The 22,416-nt window shown below is 74.3% G+C and carries 13 protein-coding genes and 2 tRNA genes; 12 read left to right on the top strand and 3 right to left on the bottom strand.

Annotation, left to right across the window (positions count from 1 at the left end):
* The first annotated feature begins 251 nt into the window (after positions 1–251).
* From ACFW1A_RS21795 to ACFW1A_RS21785, 3 genes are all read left to right on the top strand, one after another.
* Positions 252–327 (top strand) — tRNA-His (locus ACFW1A_RS21795).
* A 115-nt stretch (positions 328–442) separates the two neighbouring features.
* Positions 443–889 (top strand): DUF4442 domain-containing protein, encoded by a 447-nt coding sequence (locus ACFW1A_RS21790; RefSeq protein ID WP_380410785.1) that lies wholly within the window; start codon positions 443–445, stop codon positions 887–889.
* Between the two features lie 422 nt (positions 890–1,311).
* Positions 1,312–2,139, top strand: a complete 828-nt coding sequence (locus ACFW1A_RS21785) for a hypothetical protein (protein ID WP_380410784.1) — start codon at positions 1,312–1,314, stop codon at positions 2,137–2,139.
* A 60-nt stretch (positions 2,140–2,199) separates the two neighbouring features.
* Here ACFW1A_RS21785 and ACFW1A_RS21780 read toward each other — a convergent pair whose 3' ends face one another.
* Complete coding sequence (locus ACFW1A_RS21780; RefSeq protein WP_380410783.1) at positions 2,200–3,117, bottom strand: spermidine synthase; 918 nt, start codon at positions 3,115–3,117, stop codon at positions 2,200–2,202.
* Between the two features lie 180 nt (positions 3,118–3,297).
* The gene (locus ACFW1A_RS21775; RefSeq protein ID WP_380410782.1) at positions 3,298–3,711 is read right to left on the bottom strand and encodes a hypothetical protein; all 414 of its coding nucleotides are present in this window, start codon (positions 3,709–3,711) and stop codon (positions 3,298–3,300) included.
* A gap of 407 nt (positions 3,712–4,118) precedes the next feature.
* Here ACFW1A_RS21775 and ACFW1A_RS21770 point away from each other — a divergent pair, with 407 nt between their 5' ends.
* A complete protein-coding gene (locus tag ACFW1A_RS21770) occupies positions 4,119–5,567 on the top strand; it encodes a tetratricopeptide repeat protein (RefSeq protein WP_380410781.1) in 1,449 nt (482 codons plus the stop codon).
* Between the two features lie 77 nt (positions 5,568–5,644).
* Here ACFW1A_RS21770 and ACFW1A_RS21765 read toward each other — a convergent pair whose 3' ends face one another.
* Positions 5,645–6,295: a histidine phosphatase family protein gene (locus ACFW1A_RS21765; RefSeq protein ID WP_380410780.1), complete on the bottom strand. Its 651-nt coding sequence runs from the start codon at positions 6,293–6,295 to the stop codon at positions 5,645–5,647.
* 202 nt (positions 6,296–6,497) lie between these two features.
* Between ACFW1A_RS21765 and ACFW1A_RS21760 the strand changes: the two genes are divergently transcribed.
* The 8 genes from ACFW1A_RS21760 to ACFW1A_RS21725 all read left to right on the top strand — a co-directional run bounded on the left by ACFW1A_RS21760 (position 6,498) and on the right by ACFW1A_RS21725 (position 22,373).
* Positions 6,498–7,700 (top strand): hypothetical protein, encoded by a 1,203-nt coding sequence (locus tag ACFW1A_RS21760; RefSeq protein ID WP_380410779.1) that lies wholly within the window; start codon positions 6,498–6,500, stop codon positions 7,698–7,700.
* Positions 7,697–9,295: a hypothetical protein gene (locus tag ACFW1A_RS21755; protein WP_380410778.1), complete on the top strand. Its 1,599-nt coding sequence runs from the start codon at positions 7,697–7,699 to the stop codon at positions 9,293–9,295. Before ACFW1A_RS21760 ends, ACFW1A_RS21755 begins: the two co-directional genes overlap by 4 nt.
* Complete coding sequence (locus tag ACFW1A_RS21750) at positions 9,292–10,767, top strand: AAA family ATPase (protein WP_380410777.1); 1,476 nt, start codon at positions 9,292–9,294, stop codon at positions 10,765–10,767. Before ACFW1A_RS21755 ends, ACFW1A_RS21750 begins: the two co-directional genes overlap by 4 nt.
* 141 nt (positions 10,768–10,908) lie before the next feature.
* Positions 10,909–11,253 (top strand): hypothetical protein, encoded by a 345-nt coding sequence (locus ACFW1A_RS21745; RefSeq protein WP_380410776.1) that lies wholly within the window; start codon positions 10,909–10,911, stop codon positions 11,251–11,253.
* Positions 11,254–11,365: 112 nt separating this feature from the next.
* On the top strand, positions 11,366–11,995 hold the full coding sequence (locus tag ACFW1A_RS21740; RefSeq protein ID WP_380410775.1) for a bifunctional DNA primase/polymerase: 630 nt from the start codon (positions 11,366–11,368) through the stop codon (positions 11,993–11,995).
* Between the two features lie 78 nt (positions 11,996–12,073).
* Positions 12,074–12,147 (top strand) — tRNA-Lys (locus ACFW1A_RS21735).
* A 378-nt stretch (positions 12,148–12,525) separates the two neighbouring features.
* On the top strand, positions 12,526–17,292 hold the full coding sequence (locus ACFW1A_RS21730; protein ID WP_380410774.1) for a ricin-type beta-trefoil lectin domain protein: 4,767 nt from the start codon (positions 12,526–12,528) through the stop codon (positions 17,290–17,292).
* A 296-nt stretch (positions 17,293–17,588) separates the two neighbouring features.
* Positions 17,589–22,373: a ricin-type beta-trefoil lectin domain protein gene (locus ACFW1A_RS21725; protein WP_380410773.1), complete on the top strand. Its 4,785-nt coding sequence runs from the start codon at positions 17,589–17,591 to the stop codon at positions 22,371–22,373.
* Positions 22,374–22,416 lie beyond the last annotated feature (43 nt).

Raw genomic sequence — 22,416 nt, 5'->3', positions numbered from 1 at the left:
AACCACCGGCCCCGGGCGGCGCCGGCCGGGGCCCCGTCGCCCCCCCCCCCCCCCCCCGCCGCCGGGGGGGGCGGCCCGCCCCCCCCCCCCCGCCCCCCGCGCACCGGCCGGAGTCCCCTGGCGGGGGCGGCTGTTGTGACCCCGGTCACCCGACCGCCGCCGGGGTATCCGCCGCGGGTAACCCTGGCGCGAGCACCCCGTCGGATCCTGTAGAGTTCTTCCTGTCAGCGCGGGAACGCGCCGGACAGATGGTGGGCGTAGCTCAGTTGGTAGAGCACCTGGTTGTGGTCCAGGTGGCCGCGGGTTCGAGTCCCGTCGCTCACCCCATCACTTGAGGGTCCGATCTCCTGGAGATCGGACCCTCAAGTCGTTTCCGGGCCATGCACCACAGCTCTCCGGGACCCCCTGTGCGATTCACCTACTCATGAGTAACATGACCGCCATGACGAACACTGCCATCGGCCAGCTGCTGGCCGACACCGTTCCCATGGTCCGCACGCTGAACCTGGCCTACCTGGAGACCACCCCGGAGCGGGCCGTGCTCCAGCTGCCGGACCAGCCGGAGTACCGCAACCACGTGGGCGGTCCGCACGCCGGTGCGATGTTCACGCTCGGCGAGTCGGCGAGCGGCGCGATCGTGCTGGCCGCCTTCGGGGACCAGCTCTCGCGCGCGGTGCCGCTGCCGGTGACCGCCGACATCGCGTTCAAGAAGGTGGCCAAGGGCGCCGTGACCGCCACCGCCACGCTGGGCCGCCCGATCGCCGACGTCGTCGCGGAGCTGGACGCCGGCGTGCGCCCCGAGTTCCCGGTGGCCGTGGAGATCACCCGCGAGGACGGCGCGGTGACCACCGTGATGAACGTGCTCTGGACCCTGCGCCCCAACGACTGAGCCCGACCACGACCGGGCCCGCCGACCCGGCCGGCCCGACCTGCCGGCCCGGACCGACCGGCCGGGCCCACCGGGCCGACTGCGCCGCGGGCGGTCGCCGGGTTCGATCCGTCGTCAGATCAGATCGGCTGAAAATCGTCGCCGCCCGACAGCGGACCCGACGGACAGCCACCGCCCTCGGACCGACTGCCCCCGGACCGGCTGTCCTCGAACCGGCCGGCAGCGGACCGACTGCCCGGGACCGTGCCGGTGTTCGGAGCGTGACTTCGTCCCGGCGCGGCTCGTTCTCCTCTCACGTGCGAGCCAATCACGCGTTCCCCGCGCCCGAACCGCAGCCCGCCGCGCCGGCGGCGCCCACCCGGGCGGGGGGCGGGGAGCGGAGGCACCGGCTCCGGCCACGGCTCCTGGCTGCGGGCGGCGCAGTGCTCGCCCAGGTCTGGGGGCTCGGTTTCGGGGTGGGCCTGGCACACGCGAGCAGTGCGACCCCGCCCTCCGGCCCGACCGGTGCGGCCGGCCGGGCGGTGCGCAGCATCGGCGTGCCGAACACGAACGATGCCGGGAGCGGGGCACTCGGCGTGGCCGGCGAGGCGACTGGGGCCAGCAGCGGTGCCACCTCGGCCGCGGCTCCGGGCACGGTGGACCAACTGCTGCACAACCGGATCAAGGCCGGCGGACTGCCGCTGCCCGGCCAGGCCACCGCACTGCCGGACGCGTTCTCGATCGCCGCGGTGCTGCTGCCCGCGGTTCCGCCGCAGCCGGGTGCCCCGGCGGTGGCCGGCCCGGGCGGCGAGGCGGCGGTCGGCAGCCGGGCCGCGCACGGCGGCGCGTTCCCCGTGCAGCACGGGCGGGCGGAGGGGGACGGCGCCGACGCCGCCGCACCCGCTGCCTGGGCGCCCGGCACCGGATGGGACCGCGGTGCGCCGGCCGCCCGGGGCGCGGCCGACGGGGCATCCGATCGCAGCCCGGTGGTCGCGCTCAACGCCCGGACCGCCGGGACCGCCGCCTCCCGGGACGGCGAGCGGCCACTGGTGGGCCTGCCCCGTCCACTCGCTGACGGCGGGTCGGAGGCGGTCCGCTCCGCCGGCGAACCGGTCCCGCCGGACCCGAACCAGCAACCGGTGACCGTCGCCCCGGCCGCGAGTGCCCAGGCCAGCGGGATGGAGACGGCGGTGCTGTTCCCGATCGCGGCCGGCCTGCTGCTCACCGGTGCCGCGATGTACAAGCACCGCGGCCTGCCCCGGGGCCACTAGGGCCTGTCAGACAGGCCCTGGACCGGCCCTCGGACTCCCGAGTCGGTCGGCGCGCGACCGCTAGCGTCCGCCTGCCGCCGCGAAGGTGCCCGGCGGCGGGGCCGGGGAGGGGACGGCCGTGGCGTCCGTGAGCACCGCCGCGCCGCCGGTGAACGCGACCAGGCCGGCCCCGTGCTCCAACCGTCCGAGCGCCGAGTCCGTCGCCACCCGTCGCCCCAACTCGGCCAGCGGCAGCGGTAGCTGGGCCGCCGCCAGGATCAGGTTGCCGAACCGCTTGCCGCGCAGCACCGCCGGATCCGCGATCAGCGCCACCTCCGGGAAGACCGCCAGCAGCGTGGCCGCCTCGGCCCGGGCGAAGGCCAGTCCGGCCCCGTCGGTGATGTTCGCGGCGTAGCTGCCGCCGGGCGCCAGGACCCGGGCCGCCAGGGTGGCGAACTCCACCGTGGCGCAGTGGGCGGGCACCCGGGCGCCGGCGAAGATGTCGGCGATCACCAGGTCGACGCTGCCCTCGGGGGTGCGCTCCAGCACCGCCCGGGCGTCCGCGCCGCGCACCTTGACCTGGGCACCGGCCGGCAGCGGCAGTTCGGCGCGCACCCACTCGGTCAGGCCGGTGTCGATCTCGGCCACCTGCTGCCGCGAGCGCGGGCGGGTGGCGGCGGTGTAGCGGGCCAGGGTGAGCGCGCCACCGCCCAGGTGCAGCACCTGGATCGGCTTGCCGGGCTCGGCGGCCAGGTCGATCAGGTGCCCCAGCCGGCGCTGGTACTCGAAGGCCAGCCGGGTGGGGTCGGCCAGGTCCACGTGCGACTGGGGGGCGCCGTCCAGCAACAGCGACCAGGCCTGCGGGTGGTCCCGGTCGGGGACCAGCTCGGCCAGTCCGGTCTCGGTGCGCCGGGTGCGCGGCCCGCCGGTGTCGACGCCGTCCGCCTCGAACCCGTCGCTGCTCGGCCGCCTGCGCGGGGCCCGTCGCTCTCGTCCCATACCCTGCAGTATCGCTGGCCGCCGGAACGCCCGCCGCAGGTCGGGGCGGTGATCGGCACGGCAGTCGGGCCGGCGTGAGGCCAGCGATCGGGCCAGCGATCGGGCCGACAGTCGAACCGTTGGTCGGGTCGGCGATCGGGCCGTTGGTCGGCGGCCGCGCCCGGCCGGGTGCGGCGCGGGTCAGAACGGGCCCAGCCCGCCCGCCGCCAGGGTGTTGGCTGCCTCGCACAGGGCCGAGCGCAGCACCCAGGGATCGGTGGGGACCGGTTCCAGGCTCGGACCGGCGGGCGGCAGCAGCCAGTGCGGGTCGGTGGCGGGCAGCTGCACGGCGCCCGGCGAGCAGGAGGTGCCGGGCAGGTGCCAGCGCTCGGCCGTGCCGGCCGGGACCAGGAAGTCCACGCTGGCGCCGGCCGCCCCCTGCTGCACCGAGCCGCAGGCCCGGCGCAGCCGCAGGATGTCCACCGTCTCCAGGCCGTAGCGGAGCGGGACGGTGACGGTGTCCCACGACTGCGGCCGCGCCCGGCCCGCGGTGGCCTCGGCGCCACGGCCGGTGGGGGCGGCCGCGTGGGGCTGCGGCAATCCGGTGACCATCATGCGGGGCCTCCTGGGCTCGGAGTCGGTTCCGCCTCACCGCGGCGGCCGGGCCCCGCCGCCGCGGACCGCGGTCTCCCACAGTCCGACGGGAGTTGACGGCCCGTCAGTGAGACAAGTGATCTGATGGTATGAATATGGCGGCCACTGCATCGGCGGGCCGAGCAGTGCTGATCCTCCGTTACCAACACAACGGCTCCGCACCCCGGATGGCCACGGGGCGCCTTACAGCAAGCCATGGCATTTCATGGCGGATCCGCCGAGAAATGTCTGTTTTGCCATTGAATCGGGGCTAATTTCCCGGGAACTCTTCGTGAGCCTCTGATGACAGCCGGTACTGTCGACCCCGTCGCCTCGGTCGGGCCCACCCGACCCACGGGCCCCACCCCGCATCACGCTCGGAGCGACCCATGGCAATCCCGGCCCACCCGGCCGTCCCGGCCACCGCCCCCGAACCCACCGCCACCGCTGCCGCCGACCGGCCGGCCCCCGGGCCGCCACCGGCCGGCACCCGTCCCGCCCCCAACGCCGCCATGCGCGAGCTGCGCGGCGACCTCTCCCCCGCCGAGTTCGCCACCCTGGTCCGGCGCGCGGCCCGGGAGATCGGCGAGCACGTCTCCTGCGACGCCCGCTACGTCGGCCGGGTCGAGGCGGGCGAGATCCGCTGCCCCAACTACGCCTACGAGCGGGTGTTCCGGCACATCTGGCCGGAACGGTCGCTGGAGGACCTCGGCTTCGCCCCGCGCACCGCGGTGCGCCGCCGGCCGCCGGCCCGCCGGACGCCCCCGTACGACCCCCTCCCCACCGCCCCGCTCCATCCCGACGAGGAGAACGACGACGTGCGCCGCCGTACGTTCCTGACCGGCCCCTCCACGGCCCTGGCCGCCGTGCTGGGCCTGGACGGTCCGCCCCCGGCCGTCCCGCCCCGGGCCGCCGGACCGGTCCCGCTGCCGCGCCGGATCGGCACCGCCGACGTCCGACTCGTCGAGCAGGCCGTCCGCGACATCCGGCTGGCCGACGACGTGCACGGCGCCGACGCCCTGTTCGACCGCGCCGGCCAATCGCTGCGCCACGCCTACCTGCTGCTCAACGAGTGCGACTACTCCGCCGAGACCGAGCGGCGGCTCAACGCGGGCGCGGGCGAGCTGGCCATCTCGGTCGGCTGGCTGGCCCACGACTCGAACCGGCTGGCGGACGCCCGGTCGTTCTACGCCGAGGCGCTGGCCACCGCGCGGATGTCCAACGACACCGCACTGGAGGCGCACGTCTTCTGCAACACCGCCTTCCTGGCCCGGGACGCCGGACGGCCGCGGGAGGCGCTGCGGGCGGCCCAGGCCGGCCAGAGCGCGGCCCGCCGGCTGGACTCCGACCGGCTGCTCTCGCTGCTGGCCATGCGCGAGGCCGGCGGCTGGGCGGTGCTGCGCGACCGGGAGGCCTGCGAGCGCGCGCTGTCCCGCGCCTACACCCTGTTCGACCGGGGCGAGAGCGAGGCCGACCCGGAGTGGATGTCGTTCTACGGCGAGGCCGAGATCGCCGGGTTGGAGGCGCAGTGCTGGGGCGCCCTCGGCGAGTGGGACCTGGCCAGCCACCGGGCCGGCCGGGCGATAGCGCTGCAGCAGCCGCACTTCGTCCGCAACCGGGCCCTGTACACGGCCGAGTTGGCGCGCGACCGGCTGGGCCGCGGCGACCTGGTCGGGGCCGCCGCGCACGGCGCCGCGGCGGTGGGGCTGCTCGACCGGGTTCGCTCGGCCCGGATCCGCGGCATGCTCCGGGACACCGCGGACCGGTTGCGACCGCACGGCGCGGTGGGCGAGGTGCGGGCCTTCCTGGCCGACTACGACCGCGCGGTCGCGGCCTGAGCCGACCGCGCCGCCGCGGCCCGGCGCCCCCGCAGTCCCGCGAGCGCACGGACCCGCGGGCGCAAGGCCCCGCGGGCTCAGTGGCCCAGCGCGTCCAGGTGGCTGTGGTCGTTCCAGATCTCGATCGCCGGCAGGCCGTACTCCCAGGAGAGCACCGAGAGCGCGGCCGTCCCCAGCTTGAGCCGCTGACCGTACTCCGGGGCCAGCCCGAGCCAGCGGGCGGCCAGCACCCGCAGCAGGTGGCCGTGGGCGAAGACCATGACGTCGCTGTCGGCCGCGTGCATCGTGGTGGTGTCCGGGTGCGGGGTCCCGTGGTCCTCCTCGATCCCCGCGAGGAAGGCGTCGGCCCGGGCGCCCACCTCGGCGAGCTTCTCGCCACCCGGCACACCGTCGCGCCAGATCAGCCAGCCGGGCTGGTCGGACTCGCGGATCTCGGCGCCGGTGCGGCCCTCGTAGGCGCCGTAGTCCCACTCCAGCAGCTCCGGCCGGTCCACCGCCCGGTCGCCGAACCCGGCCAGCTCACAGGTCTCCCGGGCCCGGGAGAGCGGGCTGGTGAAGACCCGGGCCTCCGGCAGGCCGTTCCACGGCGCGCGCCGCAGCCGGGCGCCGACCAGGCGGGCCATCTCGCGCCCCTCCTCGGTCAGCGGGATGTCGGTCCGGCCGGTGTGCTGGCCGCTCGCCGACCAGGCGGTCTCACCGTGGCGGACGAGGATCAGACGAGCGGGCATCACGGGCTCCTGACGGGGAGGGGCACAAGCACCTGGTGGGCGGGGCACTGCTCATGATTCCCTACCCGGCGGTTACCCCCGGGTACACCCCACCCCTCGGACAGCAGCGGTACTGCGGGAGGTCGGGGCCGCGGGGGCGGAGCCGCACCGGCGCGGCCGGTGCGCCCGCCTGTCGGTGGCGAGTGGGAGACTGGCCCGCACCATGGATGTCTTGCTCTCCGATCAGGTCGGCCGGCAGTTGGCCGCGCTGCGCGGGCCCGCCGAACCGCGTGGCCTGGACGCCCGGGCGCTGGCCGCCCTGGCCGCCAACCCCGGGTGCCGCCGCCGCGCCGTACTGGATGCCGCCGGGGTGGACAAGGGCGCGGTGGCCGCGCGCCTCGGGCGCCCCGCGCCGTTCGGCCGCTCGCCCTTCGCCATCGCCCGCGGCACCGTCTTCGAGGCCCGGTTGAAGGCGGACGGGTGCGCGGCCCTGCTGGATCCGCTGCGCCGCCACCTCGGGCTGCCGCCCGGCGAGGGCGACCGGTTGGAGCTCCCCGACCTGCTGACCGGCGCCGGTCCGGCGGTGCGCGCCGCCCGGACGGCGCAGGCGCTGGCCGAGGCGGTCGAGGCCTCGCTCGCCGACCCGGCCCACTGGACCCTGCTGGACCATCCGATGCTGCGCCTCACCGTGGCCGGCGCCCCGGCCTACCTGGAGCCGGACGCGGTGATCGTGCACGGCGGCCGGTGCACCGTGGTGGAGATCAAGTCCTTCCCGGTGCTGGACGGTTCGGCGGACCCGGCGAAGGTCGGCGCGGCGGCCCGGCAGGCCGCGGTCTACGTGCTGGCGCTGCAGCACGCCGCCGCCGCGGCGCGCCCGGAGCCGGACGGGCCCTGCGACCCCTACCGGGAGCAGCAGCTGCCCGGCAGCCCGCGGCTGACGGTGCTGCTGGTCTGCCCGCAGGACTTCGGTCAGCGTCCGACGGCGGCCGCCCTCGACGTGCGCCGCGAACTGGCCGCCACCCGGCGCCAGCTGTCCCGGATGACCCGGATCGAGGAGCTGCTGGGCGCGTTGGCCCCCGGCACCAGCTTCGACCTGGCCCCCGACGCCGCCGGCGAACCCACCCGCCCCGCGGAGGAGTTGGCCGAGGCGGTGGCCGCCGTGCCGGCCTCCTACGGTCCGGAGTGCCTGTCCGCCTGCGAGTTGGGCTTCCTCTGCCGTGCCCAGGCCCGGTCGGCCGACGAGGTCACCCAGCTCGGCCGCGGCGTGCGCGCCGACTTCGGGCAGCTGACCACCGTCGAGGCGGCGCTGGCCGCGGCCGCAGGCACCCCGGGCACCACCGACGAGGCCGCCGACGAGGCCGCCGAACGCCTGCACCGGGCAGCCCGGTTGCGCGCCGAGGCGCTGGCCGAGGCGGCGGCCGGATGAGCCTGCTCAGCACCCTGGCCCGGCTCCAGGCGGTCCGCAGCGGCCACGCCGAGCCGCTGGCCACCGTGTGCCACCGCCACCTGTCGCCGCGCCCACTGGTGCTGGTGCCGCTGGCCACCGCGGTGGAGGACGGCGCCCCGCTCGCCGTCCTGCTGGGCACCGACCGCACCGCACCCGCGCTGCACTTCGTGCCGCAGCCGCTCAACCGCGAGCGCCGGTTCGAGTTCCTGGCCGCCCTGGCCGACGAGGTGCTGCCCTACCTGGAGTCCTTCGCCGCCGACACCGAGCCGGTCGAGGGGTCGGAGAAGGATCCGCAGACCGGCGAGAAGATCCCGGTCGTCCGCGAACTGTGCGCCGATGCACCGCAGTTGATCGTGCCCAACACCGGCGGGGTGCGCCACCTGGCGCTGCTCGGCCGGGCCACCCGGTTCCGCCGCACCGCCGAGGACCCGGATCCGGGCCCGTTCCCGGCGCCGCCCCGGGTGCCGCTGCTCGGCCGCTGGCTGACCCACCTGGCCGAGCGCTCCCAGGTGCCGGGCTCCTGCCTGCTGCTGCCGATGACCGGCCTGCTGTCCCGCCACTGGGCCACCGGCCAGAGCCAGTTGGAGGACCAGCAGTTGGCCGCCCAACTCGCCTGGCACACCGAGCCGGCCGGCTTCGGGGCCGGGACCGGCGCCGCGGCCGCGGAGTTCGTCGAGACCGCCCGGGACGAGCACGGCCAGCTGCTGCACCCGCCGGCCAGCCCGGCCACCGACCCGCGCTTCGACGAGAAGCGGCTGGCTCCGGCGATCGCCCGCTACGACGCGGCGCTGACCGCCCTGCGCCACGCCGAGGGCGCCGAACGGGTGGCCGCCGGACAGCGCGCACTGGACCTCGCCGTCGAGGCGCTGCGCGCGCTGCTGCTCGGCGTGCTGCTGCCCACCTGGCACGACGTCTGGCAGGGCCTGGACCTGCTGCGGACCCTGCCGCCCGCGGCGCACGTGGCCGAGCGCTGGGAGAGCGACCGCTGGTCCTACACCGGCCACCGCGACCGGCTGGCCGCCGGCGAGCCCCCGCAGCCCCGGCTGGACGACGCGGTCACGGCCGCCCGCAAGCTGGCGCTGCGCGAGCGCGAGCAGGTCCGGCTGGAAGTCGGCGAGGCGCTGGACGACCCGCTGGCGATGGCCGAACGGCGGCTGGCCGGCGAGGCGTTCAGCGGTGTGGTGACCGAGGTGGAGCCCGCCTACGACACCTCGGGCCGCAGCCCCAAGCCCCGCCCGCTGCTCACCGTGCGGACCGACGACCGCCCGCACGCGGATCCGGGCCGGGAGGCCCACCGGGCCGGCGCGGGCCCGGTGGCGCAGAAGGCCGAGATCACCGCCTTCGAGACGGCGACCGGCCTGCTCACGCTGCGGTTGCTGAGCGGCATGGGCCGCCGCAAGGAGCCGGAGCCGGGCACCGTGCCGGCCGTCGGCGACCGGGTCACCTTCACCCTGTTCGAGCTGACGCCCCGTCAATCGGCCCCGCTCCCCGAGCCGGACGACACTCCGTGGACACACGGTGGTCCTCCCGCCGCCGCCCGGAATTCGACTGCCACCAGGGAAGAATGGGCATGACCAGCACCGTGAGCCTTCTCGATCCCACCGCGACCGGCACCGCCCCGACCGGTCCCCGCGCGACCGACCCGGGCGCCGCCGCCGACGCCGCGGTGGCCGCCATCCTGGACGCCACCGTCCGCCCCGCCCCGGGCGCACCGCGCGGGGTGGTGGTGGACTCCCCGCCGGGCGCCGGCAAGTCCACCCTGGTGGTCCGGGCCGCGCAGGAGCTGGTGGGCGCGGGCGAGCGGCTGATGATCGTGGCCCAGACGAACAGCCAGGTGGACGACCTGGTCGACCGACTGGCGAGCAAGGCACCCGGGTTGACCATCGGCCGGCTGCACAGCTCGGACGCCCGGCCGGCCGCCGAGGCACTGCGCCACCCCAACGTGCTGGCCTCCGGCAAGGTGGGCGACCTGCTGGAGCAGAGCGTGGTGGTCTCCACCGCGGCCAAGTGGCAGTGGGTCAAGGAGGTCGAGCCCTGGCGGCACGCCATCGTGGACGAGGCCTACCAGATGCGCTCGGACGCGCTGCTGGCGGTGGCCCGGCTGTTCGAGCGGGCGCTCTTCGTCGGCGACCCGGGCCAGCTGGACCCGTTCACCGTGGTGGGCACCGAGCAGTGGAGCGGGCTGAGCTACGACCCGTCGAGCAGTGCGGTGGTCACCCTGCTGGCACACAACCCGGCGATCGTGCCGCACCGACTGCCGGTCTCCTGGCGGCTGCCCGCCTCGGCCGCGCCGCTGATCTCCGAGGCCTTCTACCCGTACACGCCGTTCCGCTCCGGCACCGGGCCGGGCGACCGGCTGCTGATCCCGACCACGGCCCCGGACGGCGGTCCGGTGGACGCCGCGATCGACGAGGCCGCCGAGACCGGCTGGGCGCTGCTGGAGCTCCCCGCCCGGCACACCGTGCGCACCGATCCGCAGGCCGTGGCCGTGGTGGCCGAGACGGTGCGCCGGCTGCTCGACCGGCAGCCGGCGGCCCACTCCGAGCAGGGCCGCACCCCGCTGACCGCCGGCCGGATCGCGGTCGGCACCGCGCACCGCGACCAGGCCGCCGCGGTCCGGGCCGCGCTCGCCGCACTCGGGGTCCCGGTGGACCCGGCGGCCGGTCCCGCCGTCACCGTGGACACCGCGAACCGGCTGCAGGGCCGCGAGTACGACGTGACGGTGGTGCTGCACCCGCTCTCCGGGCGCCCGGACGCCACCGCCTTCCACCTGGAGACGGGGCGGCTGTGCGTGCTGGCCTCCCGGCACCGGCACGCCTGCATCGTGGTGGCCCGGGCCGGCATCGAGCGGCTGCTGGACGACCACCCGGCCACCGATCCGGTGCAGTTGGGCGCCGCCGTACGGATCCCGCCGGGCTGGCCGGAGGAGATCGGCGGCCGGATGATCCCGCTGCTGGAGCGGGTCGGCGCCCAGTTCCCGGACGGCTGGGAGGCCAACCACCGGGTGCTGCAGCAGCTGTCCGAGCACCGGGTCCGGCTGCGGTAGCGGGCGGCGCACGCCCCGGCGTGCGTGCGGTTCGTGCGCACCGTTCCGCTAGTGGCGGGGTGCGAGTGACAATGGACGACGGCCGTTCGGACGACGGCTCGCCGGCCGTCGTCCCTCCCCGTCCCCCGAAGGTGCGTCTCGATGCCCGATCGCCAGGATCCGCCCCGCCGGCTGCGCCCGGCGCCGCTGCTCTTCGAACCCGACGCCCTGGTGGCCGAGCCGGAGCGGTTCTTCCAGCTGGAGAGCATCGACGACCCCGGAGAACTGCTGCGGCGGTCGACCGAGTTGGCGCTGGCGTTCCGGGTCGCGGCCGAGCGGGCCACCGACTACCAGGCGATCGCGGCCGCCCAGCTGGCCGATCCGCGCCGGTTCGACGCGCTCTCGGTGGCGGAGCTCGCGGCCCGGGCGGACTGGACCGCCGACTACGCGGCGCGGATGGTCGAGTACGGGCGCGGACTGCTGCGCCAGCGCGGCGCGGCGGAGTAGGACCCGGCCGCTGGCATATGCGGCGGGAAAGGCTACGCCGTCCGACCGGCCGCTGTCCGGCGAATCCGGCTTTCGCTGCGCGCGGATCCGGTCGGGGCGCACCCTGCTGCGCGTGGACATCTGGACCGAAGCTTCTGTGGCGAATCTCACGGTCGACGGCGAGGCCTGGCTGGCCTCCGCCAGCGACTACCCGCGCAGCATGCGCGCGCTCTGGCAGGCCCGCCCGTGGGCCCCGGTGGTCCTGCCCTGCGGCCGGGCCTTCGACGTGATCAGCATGCCGGCCCTGTTCGCCCGGTCGGTGCTGGACGAGCTCTGGGCCTCCGGCCCGGGCTGCGGTCCGGTGGCCGCCTACCGCGGGCGCACGCTGCTCTTCGTCCAGCCCGGTGCGGCGGGCCGGCTGCGCACCCTGCTGGCCTGGGAGGAGTGGGCCCGGGACGTGCCGCCGCTGCTCTGCCACGGTCTGGGCGACGCGGTCACGGTCCCCGCGGTGCACCAGGGCGTCGCGCAGCCGACCGGCTCCGGGCGGGGCGAGGCGCCGGGGCGCTGGATCGTGGCACCGGACTCCCGCGAGCCCTGGCTGCCGAGCGCCGGAGTGCTGCTCTGGGCCTGCGTCCGGGCCGCCCGGGAGGCCGAGCCGGTCCGGCCGGAGCCGGTGCGCAGCGCGCCCCGCCCGCTGCCGAGCGCCGTGCGCACCCCGCTGGCGGTCCGCCCGGCCCAGTTGCTCCCGCTCTTCCCGGCCTGAACGGGGCGGTCCGCCCCGATGACGGAATTCGATTTTGGCTCCGTCTGAACGCGCTGCTAGAGTTTCCTCTGTCAGCAGGCGCCGCTAGCTCAGTTGGTTAGAGCAGCTGACTCTTAATCAGCGGGTCCGGGGTTCGAGTCCCTGGCGGCGCACCGACAGCCGAAGGCCCCTCGCGAGAGCGAGGGGCCTTCGGCGTTTCCGCCTGCCGACCCGCCCGCGCCCCGCAGGCCCTGCGCGACCGTCACGACCGTTCGGACCGAAAGCGTGTTGCCCTCGAACGACCGTGGGCCCTAACCTGCCCCACTGGTCCCTGACGTCACTTCAGTCACGGATCTCACGGGGGAAGAAACGACGGGGGCGGGCCATCGGCCCATACTTGCGCGCGAATCGGACAGACCGTCAGATCACCTGGCCACGAAGTGTGACGTCGCCATGACATCCAGTGTCGTCCGTTCCCCAGGAGAACCCTCATGCAACACCGCGGCTCACCGCCGCTGCGGAGACAGCGCGCCCTCCGCGGCCTCGCCGTCGTGGCCACCCTCGCCACGGTGGTCGGCGGCCTCGCCACGCCCGCCTACGCCACCGCCCCGACGACGCCCGGCAAGCCGTCCGCCGCGCCCGCCGGCGCGCCGGACGGCCCCGCCCAGCGGGCCCGGGCCAGGGCGAAGCAGACCGGCCGGCCGGTCACCGTGGACGAGCTCACCACCGAGAACTCCACCCTGGCCGCCAACCCGGACGGCAGCTTCACCCGCACCCAGAGCCCCCGGCCCACCCGGATCCGCAGGAACGGCGCCTGGACCGACCTCGACCCCACCCTCCGGGCGAACGCCGACGGCACCCTCTCCCCGGTCGCCACCACCACCGGCGTCACCCTGTCCGGCGGCGGCACCGCTCCGCTGGCCGCCTTCCAGGACCCCGCCGGCCACCACCTCGCGCTGAGCCTGCCGTTCGCGCTGCCCAGGCCGACGGTCGACGGCAGCACCGCGACCTACACCGGTGTGCTCCCGGACGTGGACCTGGAGGTGCACGTCACCGACCAGGGCGCCTTCCGCGAGGTCCTGGTGGTCAAGAACGCCGCGGCGGCCGCCAACCCGGCGTTGCGCACCCTGCGGCTGGCCACCAGCACCAACGGGCTGACCACCAGCGCCGACCGGGACGGCAACCTGACCGTCAGGGCCGCCGACGGCAGCACCGCCTTCCAGCTGCCCACCCCGGTGATGTGGGACTCCGCGCACACCACCGGCGTGGTGCTGCCGCAGAACACCGTGGTGCTCGGTGCCGAGGCGGCCCCGAAGAGCGCCCGGGCCGCCGCGGCCGAGGCGGACCGGGCCACCCGGCCGGTCCCGGTCTCCGCCGCTCCCCCCGGCGCCGTCGACCCGGCCGACGCCCTGAGCTCCAGCAAGGCCGGCCCGGGCCGCGGCGCGCACATCAGCAAGCTGGACGTGCGGGCGGACGACCACTCGATCAGCCTGGTGCCCGACCCGGACCGACTGGCCGACGCGGTCTACCCCGTCTTCGTCGACCCGTACGTGAACCCGTGGTCCAGCGGCACCAACAGCTACACGGAGGTCAAGGAGGGCTGCCCCTCGCAGACCCTCTACAACGTCGCGCAGGACAACGGCGAGGCCATCGGGTACCAGCAGTACGACCCGAACTGCGCCGGGCTCTACCGGTCCTACTACGACCTGGACACCCGCTGGCTGAACAGCTCGATGGTGCTCCAGAAGTCGGTCCTGACCTTCACCGAGACCTACGGGGCCGACCACGGGTGCGACAACACCTGGGAGGCCTACCTCGACTTCACCAGGTCCTTCGACGGCAACACCAGTTGGAGCAACCAGCCCTACGACGCCGGCAACCTGGGCGTCCAGACGCCCAAGAGCGCCTACTTCGGCTGCGGCAACCGCTCGGTCGCCTTCGACATCACCAGCACCCTCGCGGCGCACCCGACGTACCCCGACTTCAGCTTCATGCTGCGCGGCAACGAGAACAAGTACTCCACCAACTACGGGTTCATGCGCTTCGGCACCAACCCGACCCTGGTGACGGACTTCGACGTGGCCCCGCAGGTCCCGGTCTCGATGGCCACCAGCCCTGCCTCGCAGAACCCGAGCACCACGGCCTGCGGCAGCGGCGCCCCGGGCTGGATCGGGATGACCACGCTGAACGGGAACGCCTCCAACATCACGCTCAGCGCCCAGCTGAACAGCCAGATGAACGGGGTCAACCTGCAGGGCCGGTTCCACGTCTGGGACAACTCGATGAACGGCGGTGGCGGTCAGCCGACCGACTGGGTCTACCCGACCAGCTCGTGGGTGGGCAACAACCCCGGCAGCTGGACCACCGTCTCCGCCAACATCGGCGGCCAGGTGCAGGACGGGCACAACTACGGCTGGGACGTGCAGGCCACCGACGGCACGCTGTCCAGCGCGGTCTCCCCGTACTGCCACTTCAAGGTCGACCTGACCCCGCCGAGCCTGGCCACCTTCGCCGACTCCACGGCCTTCCCGCCGCTGGGCAGCGGCCGGCCGGCGACCGCGCACGCGGGTGACAGCGGGGTGTCGATCGCGGTCTCCAGCGTCGACCCGATCCCGACCGGCTGCACCAACGGGGCGAACGGCGCCTGCGACGCCAGCGGCGTGGCCGGCTTCCAGTGGGCGCTCGACCAGAACATCCCGGTCAGCGGGGCCAACTACGCGGCCGCGACGGCCGGCTCCGGCACCTCCGCCACCGCGAACATCCCGATCAACCTGACGCCGAACCAGTGGGGCACCCACACGCTCTTCGTCCGGGCGGTCGACAACGCGGGCAACACCCAGGCCACCGCCGCCGCCTACAGCTTCTACGCGCCGTGGAACTCCACCGTGCACGTGGTCGCGGGCGACCTGACCGGCGACGGCGTGCCGGACCTGGTCACCCCGGGCACGGACGACAACCTGTACCTGGTCAAGGGCAACACCGACCTGGGCAGCGCCCCGGAACTCGCCTCCACCGCGGCGGGCTCGCCCAACCAGCTCGGCTGGAGCTCGTTCCTGGTCACCCACCGCGGTTCGGAGGTGCAGGGCACGGTCGACGACCTCTTCGCGCTGAAGAACACCACGCCCAAAGCGATGTACCTGTACGCCAACGACGGCAACGCCGCGGCTCCGGCCGGCGGCAGCTCCGTTCCCGGGCACTTCAACAACCTCAACGTCCAGGTGCTGACCAAGCCGGCCGCCTGTGCGGGATCCTGCACCGGCTACAGCAGCAGCTGGGACGCGGTCACCCAGATGGTGGCGCCCGGCGCGTTCAGCCGGCTCCCGACCTGGAACGCCCTCGGGGTCAACCCGTACGCCGACCTGATCACCGTGGAGAACGGCAAGCTCTGGTACTACCCCGGCAGCGCCAAGGGCGGCGCCAACCTGTCCGCACCGTACCTGATCAGCTCGGACGACTGGTCCAACGCGACCCTGATCGCCCCGGGCACGGTCGGCGGCAGCGTCAACACCGCCGCCAACCCGCCGACCACCCAGGGCGGCACCCCCACCCTCTGGGCCCGCAACAACATCACCGGCGCGGTGAACCAGTACACCCTCGGCTTCGACCCGGGTACCGGCACCCCCGCCATGAGCCTGAACGCCCCGGCCCGCGGCTTCCTGGGCAGCGGCGTCAAGGCGACCGGCGGCGGCGCCCTGTGCCTGGACGACGCCCTCGCCGCCACCCAGGACGGGACCAAGGTCCAGGTCTACGGCTGCAACGGCTCGGACGCCCAGAGCCTGACCGTCGGCACCGACAACAGCATCCACCTCAAGGGCAAGTGCCTGGACGTGAGCGGGGGCGGAACCGGCAACGGCAACCCGGTCCAGCTGTGGCACTGCAACAACTCCACCGCGCAGAAGTGGGTCCAGCCGCCCGGCAGCAACGAGTGGCAGAACCCCTACTCCGGCCGCTGCCTGGCCGATCCGTCGGACAGTCAGAGCCCCGGCACCCAGCTGGTGATCGAGGACTGCTCCGGCACCGACCCCGGCCAGAACTGGGCGGCCCCCGCCGGCAGCGCGGCCCCGCCGGTCCAAGCGGTGCTCGCGCTGGGCGCCGGCACCGCGGCGGACTACCCGACCGTGCTGTCGGCCGGTGACGCGCACCAGAGCGGCAACCCCGACCTCTACCTGGTCGACGGCACCGGCAAGGTGGCCGCCTTCGCCGGCACCGCCCCCGACCCGAAGACCGGCCTGGCCCAGTTCGGCAACTGGATCCCGCAGGCCCTGGGCGCGCTGCACACCACGAGCGCCAACCTGCCGCTGGCCGGCCAGAGCGGCGGACAGACCGCCGATCTCACCGGTCAGCACCCGGGCACCGTGCTCGGCGGCGTCTCCTTCGGTCCGGACACCGTCAACAACGCCGCCACCACGGTGGCCGAGTTCCCGGGCACCGCCGGGAGCGAGATCGACACCGCGGGCACCGCGATCGACACCGGCCACTCGTTCTCGTTCAGCGTGATGGCCAAGCCGACCACCGGCAGCACCGGCGTGGTGCTCAGTCAGGACGGCGTCAACGGCAGCGGGTTCATCCTCTGGGCCGACGCCTCCGGCGTCTGGCGGTTCGTCATGGCCCGCTCCGACAGCAGCGGGTGGGACTACGACTACACCGTGGACAGCACCAACGCGGCGGCGCTCGCCGTGAAGGTCGGCGCCTGGACCAGGCTGGCCGGCAGCTACGACGCGGCCAGCGGCCGGACGAACCTCTGGGTCAACGGGGTGCTGGCCGGCACCGGGTGGCACACCAGCCAGTCCGGGATCAGCGGTCCGCTGGTGATCGGCCGGGACAAGTACGCGGGCAACCCGAACGCGTTCTTCACCGGCGCCGTCGCCGACCTGACCGTCAACGACTACGCCGTGCCGGTCAGCGGCGGACCGAGGATCACCTCGGGCGTCTCCCCCAAGTGCCTGGACAACAACAACGGGTCGCCGGCCAACGGCAACCACGTCCAGGTCTGGGACTGTTCCGGCTACACCCCGGGCGCCGCCGGCCAGCAGTGGTCGCTCAACGCCAACGGCACCCTCACCAACGCCGGCGCCTGCCTGGACGCCGGCGGCGCCGGCACGCTGAACGGCACCCCGGTCGACGTCTGGGCGTGCAACGGCGGCGGCAACCAGCGGTGGATCCCGCGCGCCGACGGCAGCCTGCTCAACCCCGCCTCGGGGCGCTGCCTGGCCGATCCGGCCGCCAGCACGACCAACGGCACCCAGCTGATTCTGTGGGACTGCGCGTCCGGGCACCCGGAGCAGACCTGGAACGTCGGCGGCCTTACCAATGCTTGACGGTTCGTAGGCCACTGTCGACTCCCCGCGCCCGGGTCCCGCGGCATTTCGCCGCGAGGCCCGGGCGTCTTGCACACAAGAGCGTTGCGACTCCGACGGAGCGCACACTAATGTCCCCAGCAGGCCCACCATTCACAGCAGTACCAGGGCCTACGGGGGAGCGGGGCGGACTGATCAGCGGTGCCTTCGCGCGGGCATTTTCCTGCGCCGGAAGGCACCGTCGGCACGCTGCGGCTGGGCACGGACGACGTTCCCCCGGCGCACGTGCTCTGTCCCACCTCGAAAAGGACCTTCCCATGTCGCACCGCGGCTCACCGCGGCCGAACCGGCCGCGCCCGCTGCGCGGTCTCAGCGCCGTGGCCGTGCTGGCCACCGTGCTCGGCGGCCTGGCCACCCCGGCCTTCGCCGTCGGCAACCAACTGCCCCCGGGCAAGGACGCCCCGCCGGCCCACAACACGCCCGTCGACGCCCACCCCGGCCCGGCGCAGCAGGCACAGGCCGAGGCGAAGAAGACCGGCAAGCCGGTCACCGTCGACGCGCTGACCACCGAGACCTCGCTCACGGTGGCCAACCCCGACGGCAGCTTCACCACCACGCGGCACGTCCAGGCGGCCCGGGTGAAGAAGGGCGGCGCGTGGGTCGCCACCGACGCCACCCTGGCCAAGAACGCCGACGGGACCTTCTCCCCCGCCGCCACCCCCTCCGGGGTCACCCTGTCCGGCGGCGGCACCGCGCCGCTGGCCGCGTTCAAGGACAAGGCCGGCCACCAGTTCGCGATGACCCTGCCGTTCGCGCTCCCCAGGCCGACCGTCAGCGGCGACACCGCGACCTACGCCGAGGTGCTGCCCGGCGTCGACCTGCAGGCCACCGTCACCGACCAGGGCGCCTTCCACGAAGTCCTCGTCGTCAAGAACGCCGGGGCCGCGGCCGACCCGCGACTGCAGACGCTCAAGCTCGCCACCAGCACCAACGGCCTCACCACCAGCACCGACACCGACGGCAACCTCACCGTCAAGACCGCCGACGGCCAGGCCGCCTTCGACGCGCCGGCCCCGCTGATGTGGGACTCGGCTGCTCAGGCCGCCCCCACCGGCGCCACCCCGCACGCCGGCGCCGCGGCCGCCGAGGCCGCGCCGAAGGCCAGGGCGATCTCTCCCGACGCCCCGGCCGCCCCGGCCGGCTCCGCCGACCCGGCGGGCCAGGTCGGCTCCTCCAAGGACGGCCCGGGCCACGGCGCGCACATCTCCAAGCTGAAGGTCACGGCGGACAGCGGCTCGGTCACCCTGGTGCCGGACGCCGACCAGCTGGCCCACGCCACCTTCCCGGCCTTCATCGACCCGTACGTCAACCCGCACACCGGGGGGACCAACCACTACACCGAGGTCAAGGAGGGCTGCGCGGGCCAGGCGCTCTACGACCAGGCCCAGACCAACGGCGAGGGCATCGGCTACCAGCAGTACGACTCCAACTGCTTCGGCCTGTACCGCACGTACTACGAGATGGACACCAGCTACTTCAACAGCAGCATGTCCGTCCAGCAGGCCACCCTGAACCTCACCGAGACGTACGGTGCCGACCACGGCTGCGGCAACCAGTGGGGCATCGGGCTCAACCTGACCGGCGGCATCAACGGTTCCACCAGCTGGGGCAGCCAGCCCGGCTACGTGGACGGCTTCGGCACCCAGAACGTGGCCACGGCGGCGTCCGGCTGCGGCAACCAGTCGGTCGCCTTCGACATCACCCGGGCCGTCAGCCAGCACCTCGGGTACAACAACCTGACGTTCCTGATCTACGGCAACGAGAGCAAGTACTCCACCAACTACGGGTTCATGCGGTTCAGCACCAACCCGTACACGGTCACCAGGTTCGACGTCGCCCCCGACGTGCCGACCAACACCCAGATCTCCCCCCAGCCGCAGAACCCCGCCGGCTCGGGCTGCACCGGCGGCCCGGCCGGCTGGATCGGGATGACGACGCTGAACGGCAACGCGTCGAACATCACCCTCAGCGCCACCGTCAGCACCCAGATGCAGGGCGTCAACGTGATGGCCCACTTCCACGTGTGGGACAACATGGTCAACAACGGCTCCGGCGGCCCGACCACCGCGACCTGGCCGAACGGCAACTGGACCGCCACCGGCGGCACCTCGTCCGCCAACATCGGCGGGCCGGTCTCCGACGGCCACACCTACGGCTGGAACTCCTGGAGCGACGACGGCACGCTGGGCAGCGGCGGCTCGCCCTTCTGCTACTTCACCGCCGACCTGTCGGCGCCGAGCCTGGCCACCTTCACCCCGTCCCCGGCCTTCCCGCCGCTGGGCAGCGGCCAGACCCCGGCCGGGTTCGCCGGCGACACCGCCACGGTCAAGGTCAGCAGCGTCGACCCGACCCCGAGCGGCTGCAACCTGGCCGCCTGCCTGGCCAGTGGCGTGGCGAAGTTCGAGTACGCGCTGGACCAGAACATCCCGGCCGTCGGCGCCCACTCCGTCCCCGCCACCGCCGGCGCGGGCACGTCGGGCACCGCCAGCATCCCGATCACCGTGGGGCCCGGCCAGTGGGGCACCCACACCCTGTACGTGCGGGCGATCGACAAGGCCGGCAACACCCAGGCCACCGCCGCCGCCTACAGCTTCTACGCGCCGTACAAGCCCGGTGCCAAGGTGGTGGCCGGTGACCTGAACGGCGACGGCATCCCGGACCAGGTGGTCCCGAACCCGGACGGCAACCTCTACCTGATCCCGGGCAACTCCGACCCGGGCGGCATCCAGGTGGCCTCCACCGCGGCCAACGCCCCGGACGGCAAGAGCTGGAACAACTTCCTCGTGGCGCACCGTAGTTCGGAGAGCCAGGGGATGGTGGACGACCTGTTCGCGCTGAACCGGAGCGTCTCGCCCAAGACGCTGTACGTCTACGTCAACGAGGGCACCGCGGGAGCCCCGGGCGGCGGCGCCGGGACCAGCGGCCACTTCAGCAACAGCGGCAGCAGCATCCAGCAGCAGGCCACCAAGCCGCAGGGCTGCAACGGCGCCGGCTGCACCGGCTACTACAGCAACAGCTGGGACGCCGTCACCCAGCTGGTCGCGCCGGGTGCGTTCAGCCGACTGCCGCAGTGGCAGGCCGCGGGGCTCAGCCCGTACGCCGACCTGATCACGGTGGAGAACGGCAGGCTCTGGTACTACCCGGGCTCCGTCAACGCCGCCGCGCACTTCTCGACCCCGACCATGATCAGCTCGGACGACTGGTCGAACACCACGCTGATCGCCCCGGGCGTGGTCGGCGCCTCGGTGGACACCACCACCGACCCCGCCCACCCGGCCACCACCGGCGGCACCCCGACCCTGTGGGCCCGCAACAACACCACCGGCGCGATCACCCAGTACACCCTCACCTTCGACGCCAACGGTCAGCCCACCGGCAACCTGAGCGCCCCGAAGAGCGGCCTGCTCACCTCCGGTGTCCCCGGCAACCTGTGCGCCGACATCACCGGCGCCAACTACGCCAACGGCACCGCCCCCGAGGTGTGGGGCTGCGCCCCCGGCGCGTTCAACCAGACCTTCAGCCTCGGCACCGACGGCAGCCTGCACATCATGGGCAAGTGCGTGGACGTGTCCCACTCGGCCACCGCCCCCAAGTCCCCGGTCGACCTGTGGGACTGCAACAACAGCGGCGCCCAGAAGTGGAACCCGGTGGCCGGCACCGGCCAGCTCCAGTACGGCTCCACCGGGCTCTGCCTGACCGTGCCGGGCACCCCCGCGGCCGGCGTCGCACTGGTGGCGGACACCTGTGTCGCGGGCGGCACGCCGTCGCAGAACTGGGCCGCGACCACCGCGCTGCCGGCGCAGCAGCCGCTGCTCCCGCTGGGCGTGGGCGCCAACGTCTACCCGACCCTCACCTCGCCGGGTGACGTGACCGGTGACGGCAACCCCGAGCTGTACGTGCTCAACGGCACCGGCCAGATCAGCGAGTTCCCCGGCACCGCGCCGAACGCGGCCGGCACCGCCCAGTTCAGCGGCTACCAGCCGCAGGTGCTCGGCCCGCTGCACGCCGCCAACGCCAACTGGCCGCTGACCACCCCGGTCAACGGCGTGGTGACCGACACCACCGGCGCGCACAACGGCACCGTCGGCAGCGGCCTGACGTTCGTCTCCGACACGGTCAACGGCAGCGCCACCACGGTGGCCGCCTTCCCGGGCGTGCTCGGCGCCGAGGTCGACACGGCCGGCACCGCGGTCGACACCGGCAACTCCTTCTCGATCACCCTGTGGGCCAAGGCCGCCGCCAACGGCGGGGTGGTCGCCAGCCAGGACGGCGTGAACTCCAGCGGGTTCATCCTCTGGCCGGAGCAGAGCGACGGTTCCTGGCGGTTCGGCATGGGCAACACCGACGACCCGAACACCTGGAACTACGACCAGACCACGTACCCGCTGAACAGCGCCGCCGCCAAGGTGACGCCCAACCAGTGGACCAAGCTGACCGCCAGCTTCGACGCCGCCACCGGTCGGACCGCCCTGTGGGTCAACGGCCAGCTGGCCGGCACCGGGCAGCACAACGCCCGCCCGGGCATCAACGGCCCGCTGGTGATCGGCCGGTACAAGTACAAGGCCGGGGCCGTCTCGCCGTTCAAGGGCTCGGTCAGCAACGTCACCGTCAACGACTACGCCGTCCCGCTGACCGGCACCGGACCGATCACCTCGGGCATGGCGGGCAAGTGCCTGGACAACGACAGCGGTCGGACCACCGACGGCAACAAGGTCCAGATCTGGGACTGCGTGGCCGGCGCGCCCAGCGAGACGCAGTGGTCGATCAACGCCAACGGCACCATCACCTGGGGCGGCGCCTGCATGAACGCCGCCGGCAACGGCACGGTGAACAACACCGCGGTCGAGCTGCGGGCCTGCGACGGCGGGAACAACCAGCAGTGGATCCCGCGCGCCGACGGCTCCGTCCTCAACCCGGCCTCGGGCCGCTGCCTGGCCGATCCGTCCAGCAGCGTCACCAACGGCACCCAGCTGATCCTCTGGGACTGCGGCGCCGGGTACCAGGACCAGGCCTGGCACGTCTCCAACCTGACCGCCGCCTGACGCGGCACCCGTGGAACGGGGACGGGCCCCGCGGTCGTGATGT

Origin of the sequence: Kitasatospora sp. NPDC058965 (genome assembly GCF_042741245.1) — a bacterium.
Taxonomy (GTDB): Bacteria; Actinomycetota; Actinomycetes; order Streptomycetales; family Streptomycetaceae; genus Kitasatospora.
Note: the sequence above shows the minus strand (reverse complement) of the source record. Positions and strands in the feature narration are given on the sequence as shown.

Excerpts from the sequence above, each read along its gene's own strand:
- ACFW1A_RS21790 (WP_380410785.1), top strand. The coding sequence starts at position 443 with ATGACGAACACTGCCATCGGCCAGCTGCTGGCCGACACCGTTCCCATG.
- ACFW1A_RS21745 (WP_380410776.1), top strand. The coding sequence starts at position 10,909 with ATGCCCGATCGCCAGGATCCGCCCCGCCGGCTGCGCCCGGCGCCGCTG.
- ACFW1A_RS21775 (WP_380410782.1), bottom strand. The coding sequence starts at position 3,711 with ATGATGGTCACCGGATTGCCGCAGCCCCACGCGGCCGCCCCCACCGGC.
- ACFW1A_RS21770 (WP_380410781.1), top strand. The coding sequence starts at position 4,119 with ATGGCAATCCCGGCCCACCCGGCCGTCCCGGCCACCGCCCCCGAACCC.
- ACFW1A_RS21750 (WP_380410777.1), top strand. The coding sequence starts at position 9,292 with ATGACCAGCACCGTGAGCCTTCTCGATCCCACCGCGACCGGCACCGCC.
- ACFW1A_RS21760 (WP_380410779.1), top strand. The coding sequence starts at position 6,498 with ATGGATGTCTTGCTCTCCGATCAGGTCGGCCGGCAGTTGGCCGCGCTG.
- ACFW1A_RS21725 (WP_380410773.1), top strand. The coding sequence starts at position 17,589 with ATGTCGCACCGCGGCTCACCGCGGCCGAACCGGCCGCGCCCGCTGCGC.
- ACFW1A_RS21755 (WP_380410778.1), top strand. The coding sequence starts at position 7,697 with ATGAGCCTGCTCAGCACCCTGGCCCGGCTCCAGGCGGTCCGCAGCGGC.
- ACFW1A_RS21765 (WP_380410780.1), bottom strand. The coding sequence starts at position 6,295 with ATGCCCGCTCGTCTGATCCTCGTCCGCCACGGTGAGACCGCCTGGTCG.
- ACFW1A_RS21780 (WP_380410783.1), bottom strand. The coding sequence starts at position 3,117 with ATGGGACGAGAGCGACGGGCCCCGCGCAGGCGGCCGAGCAGCGACGGG.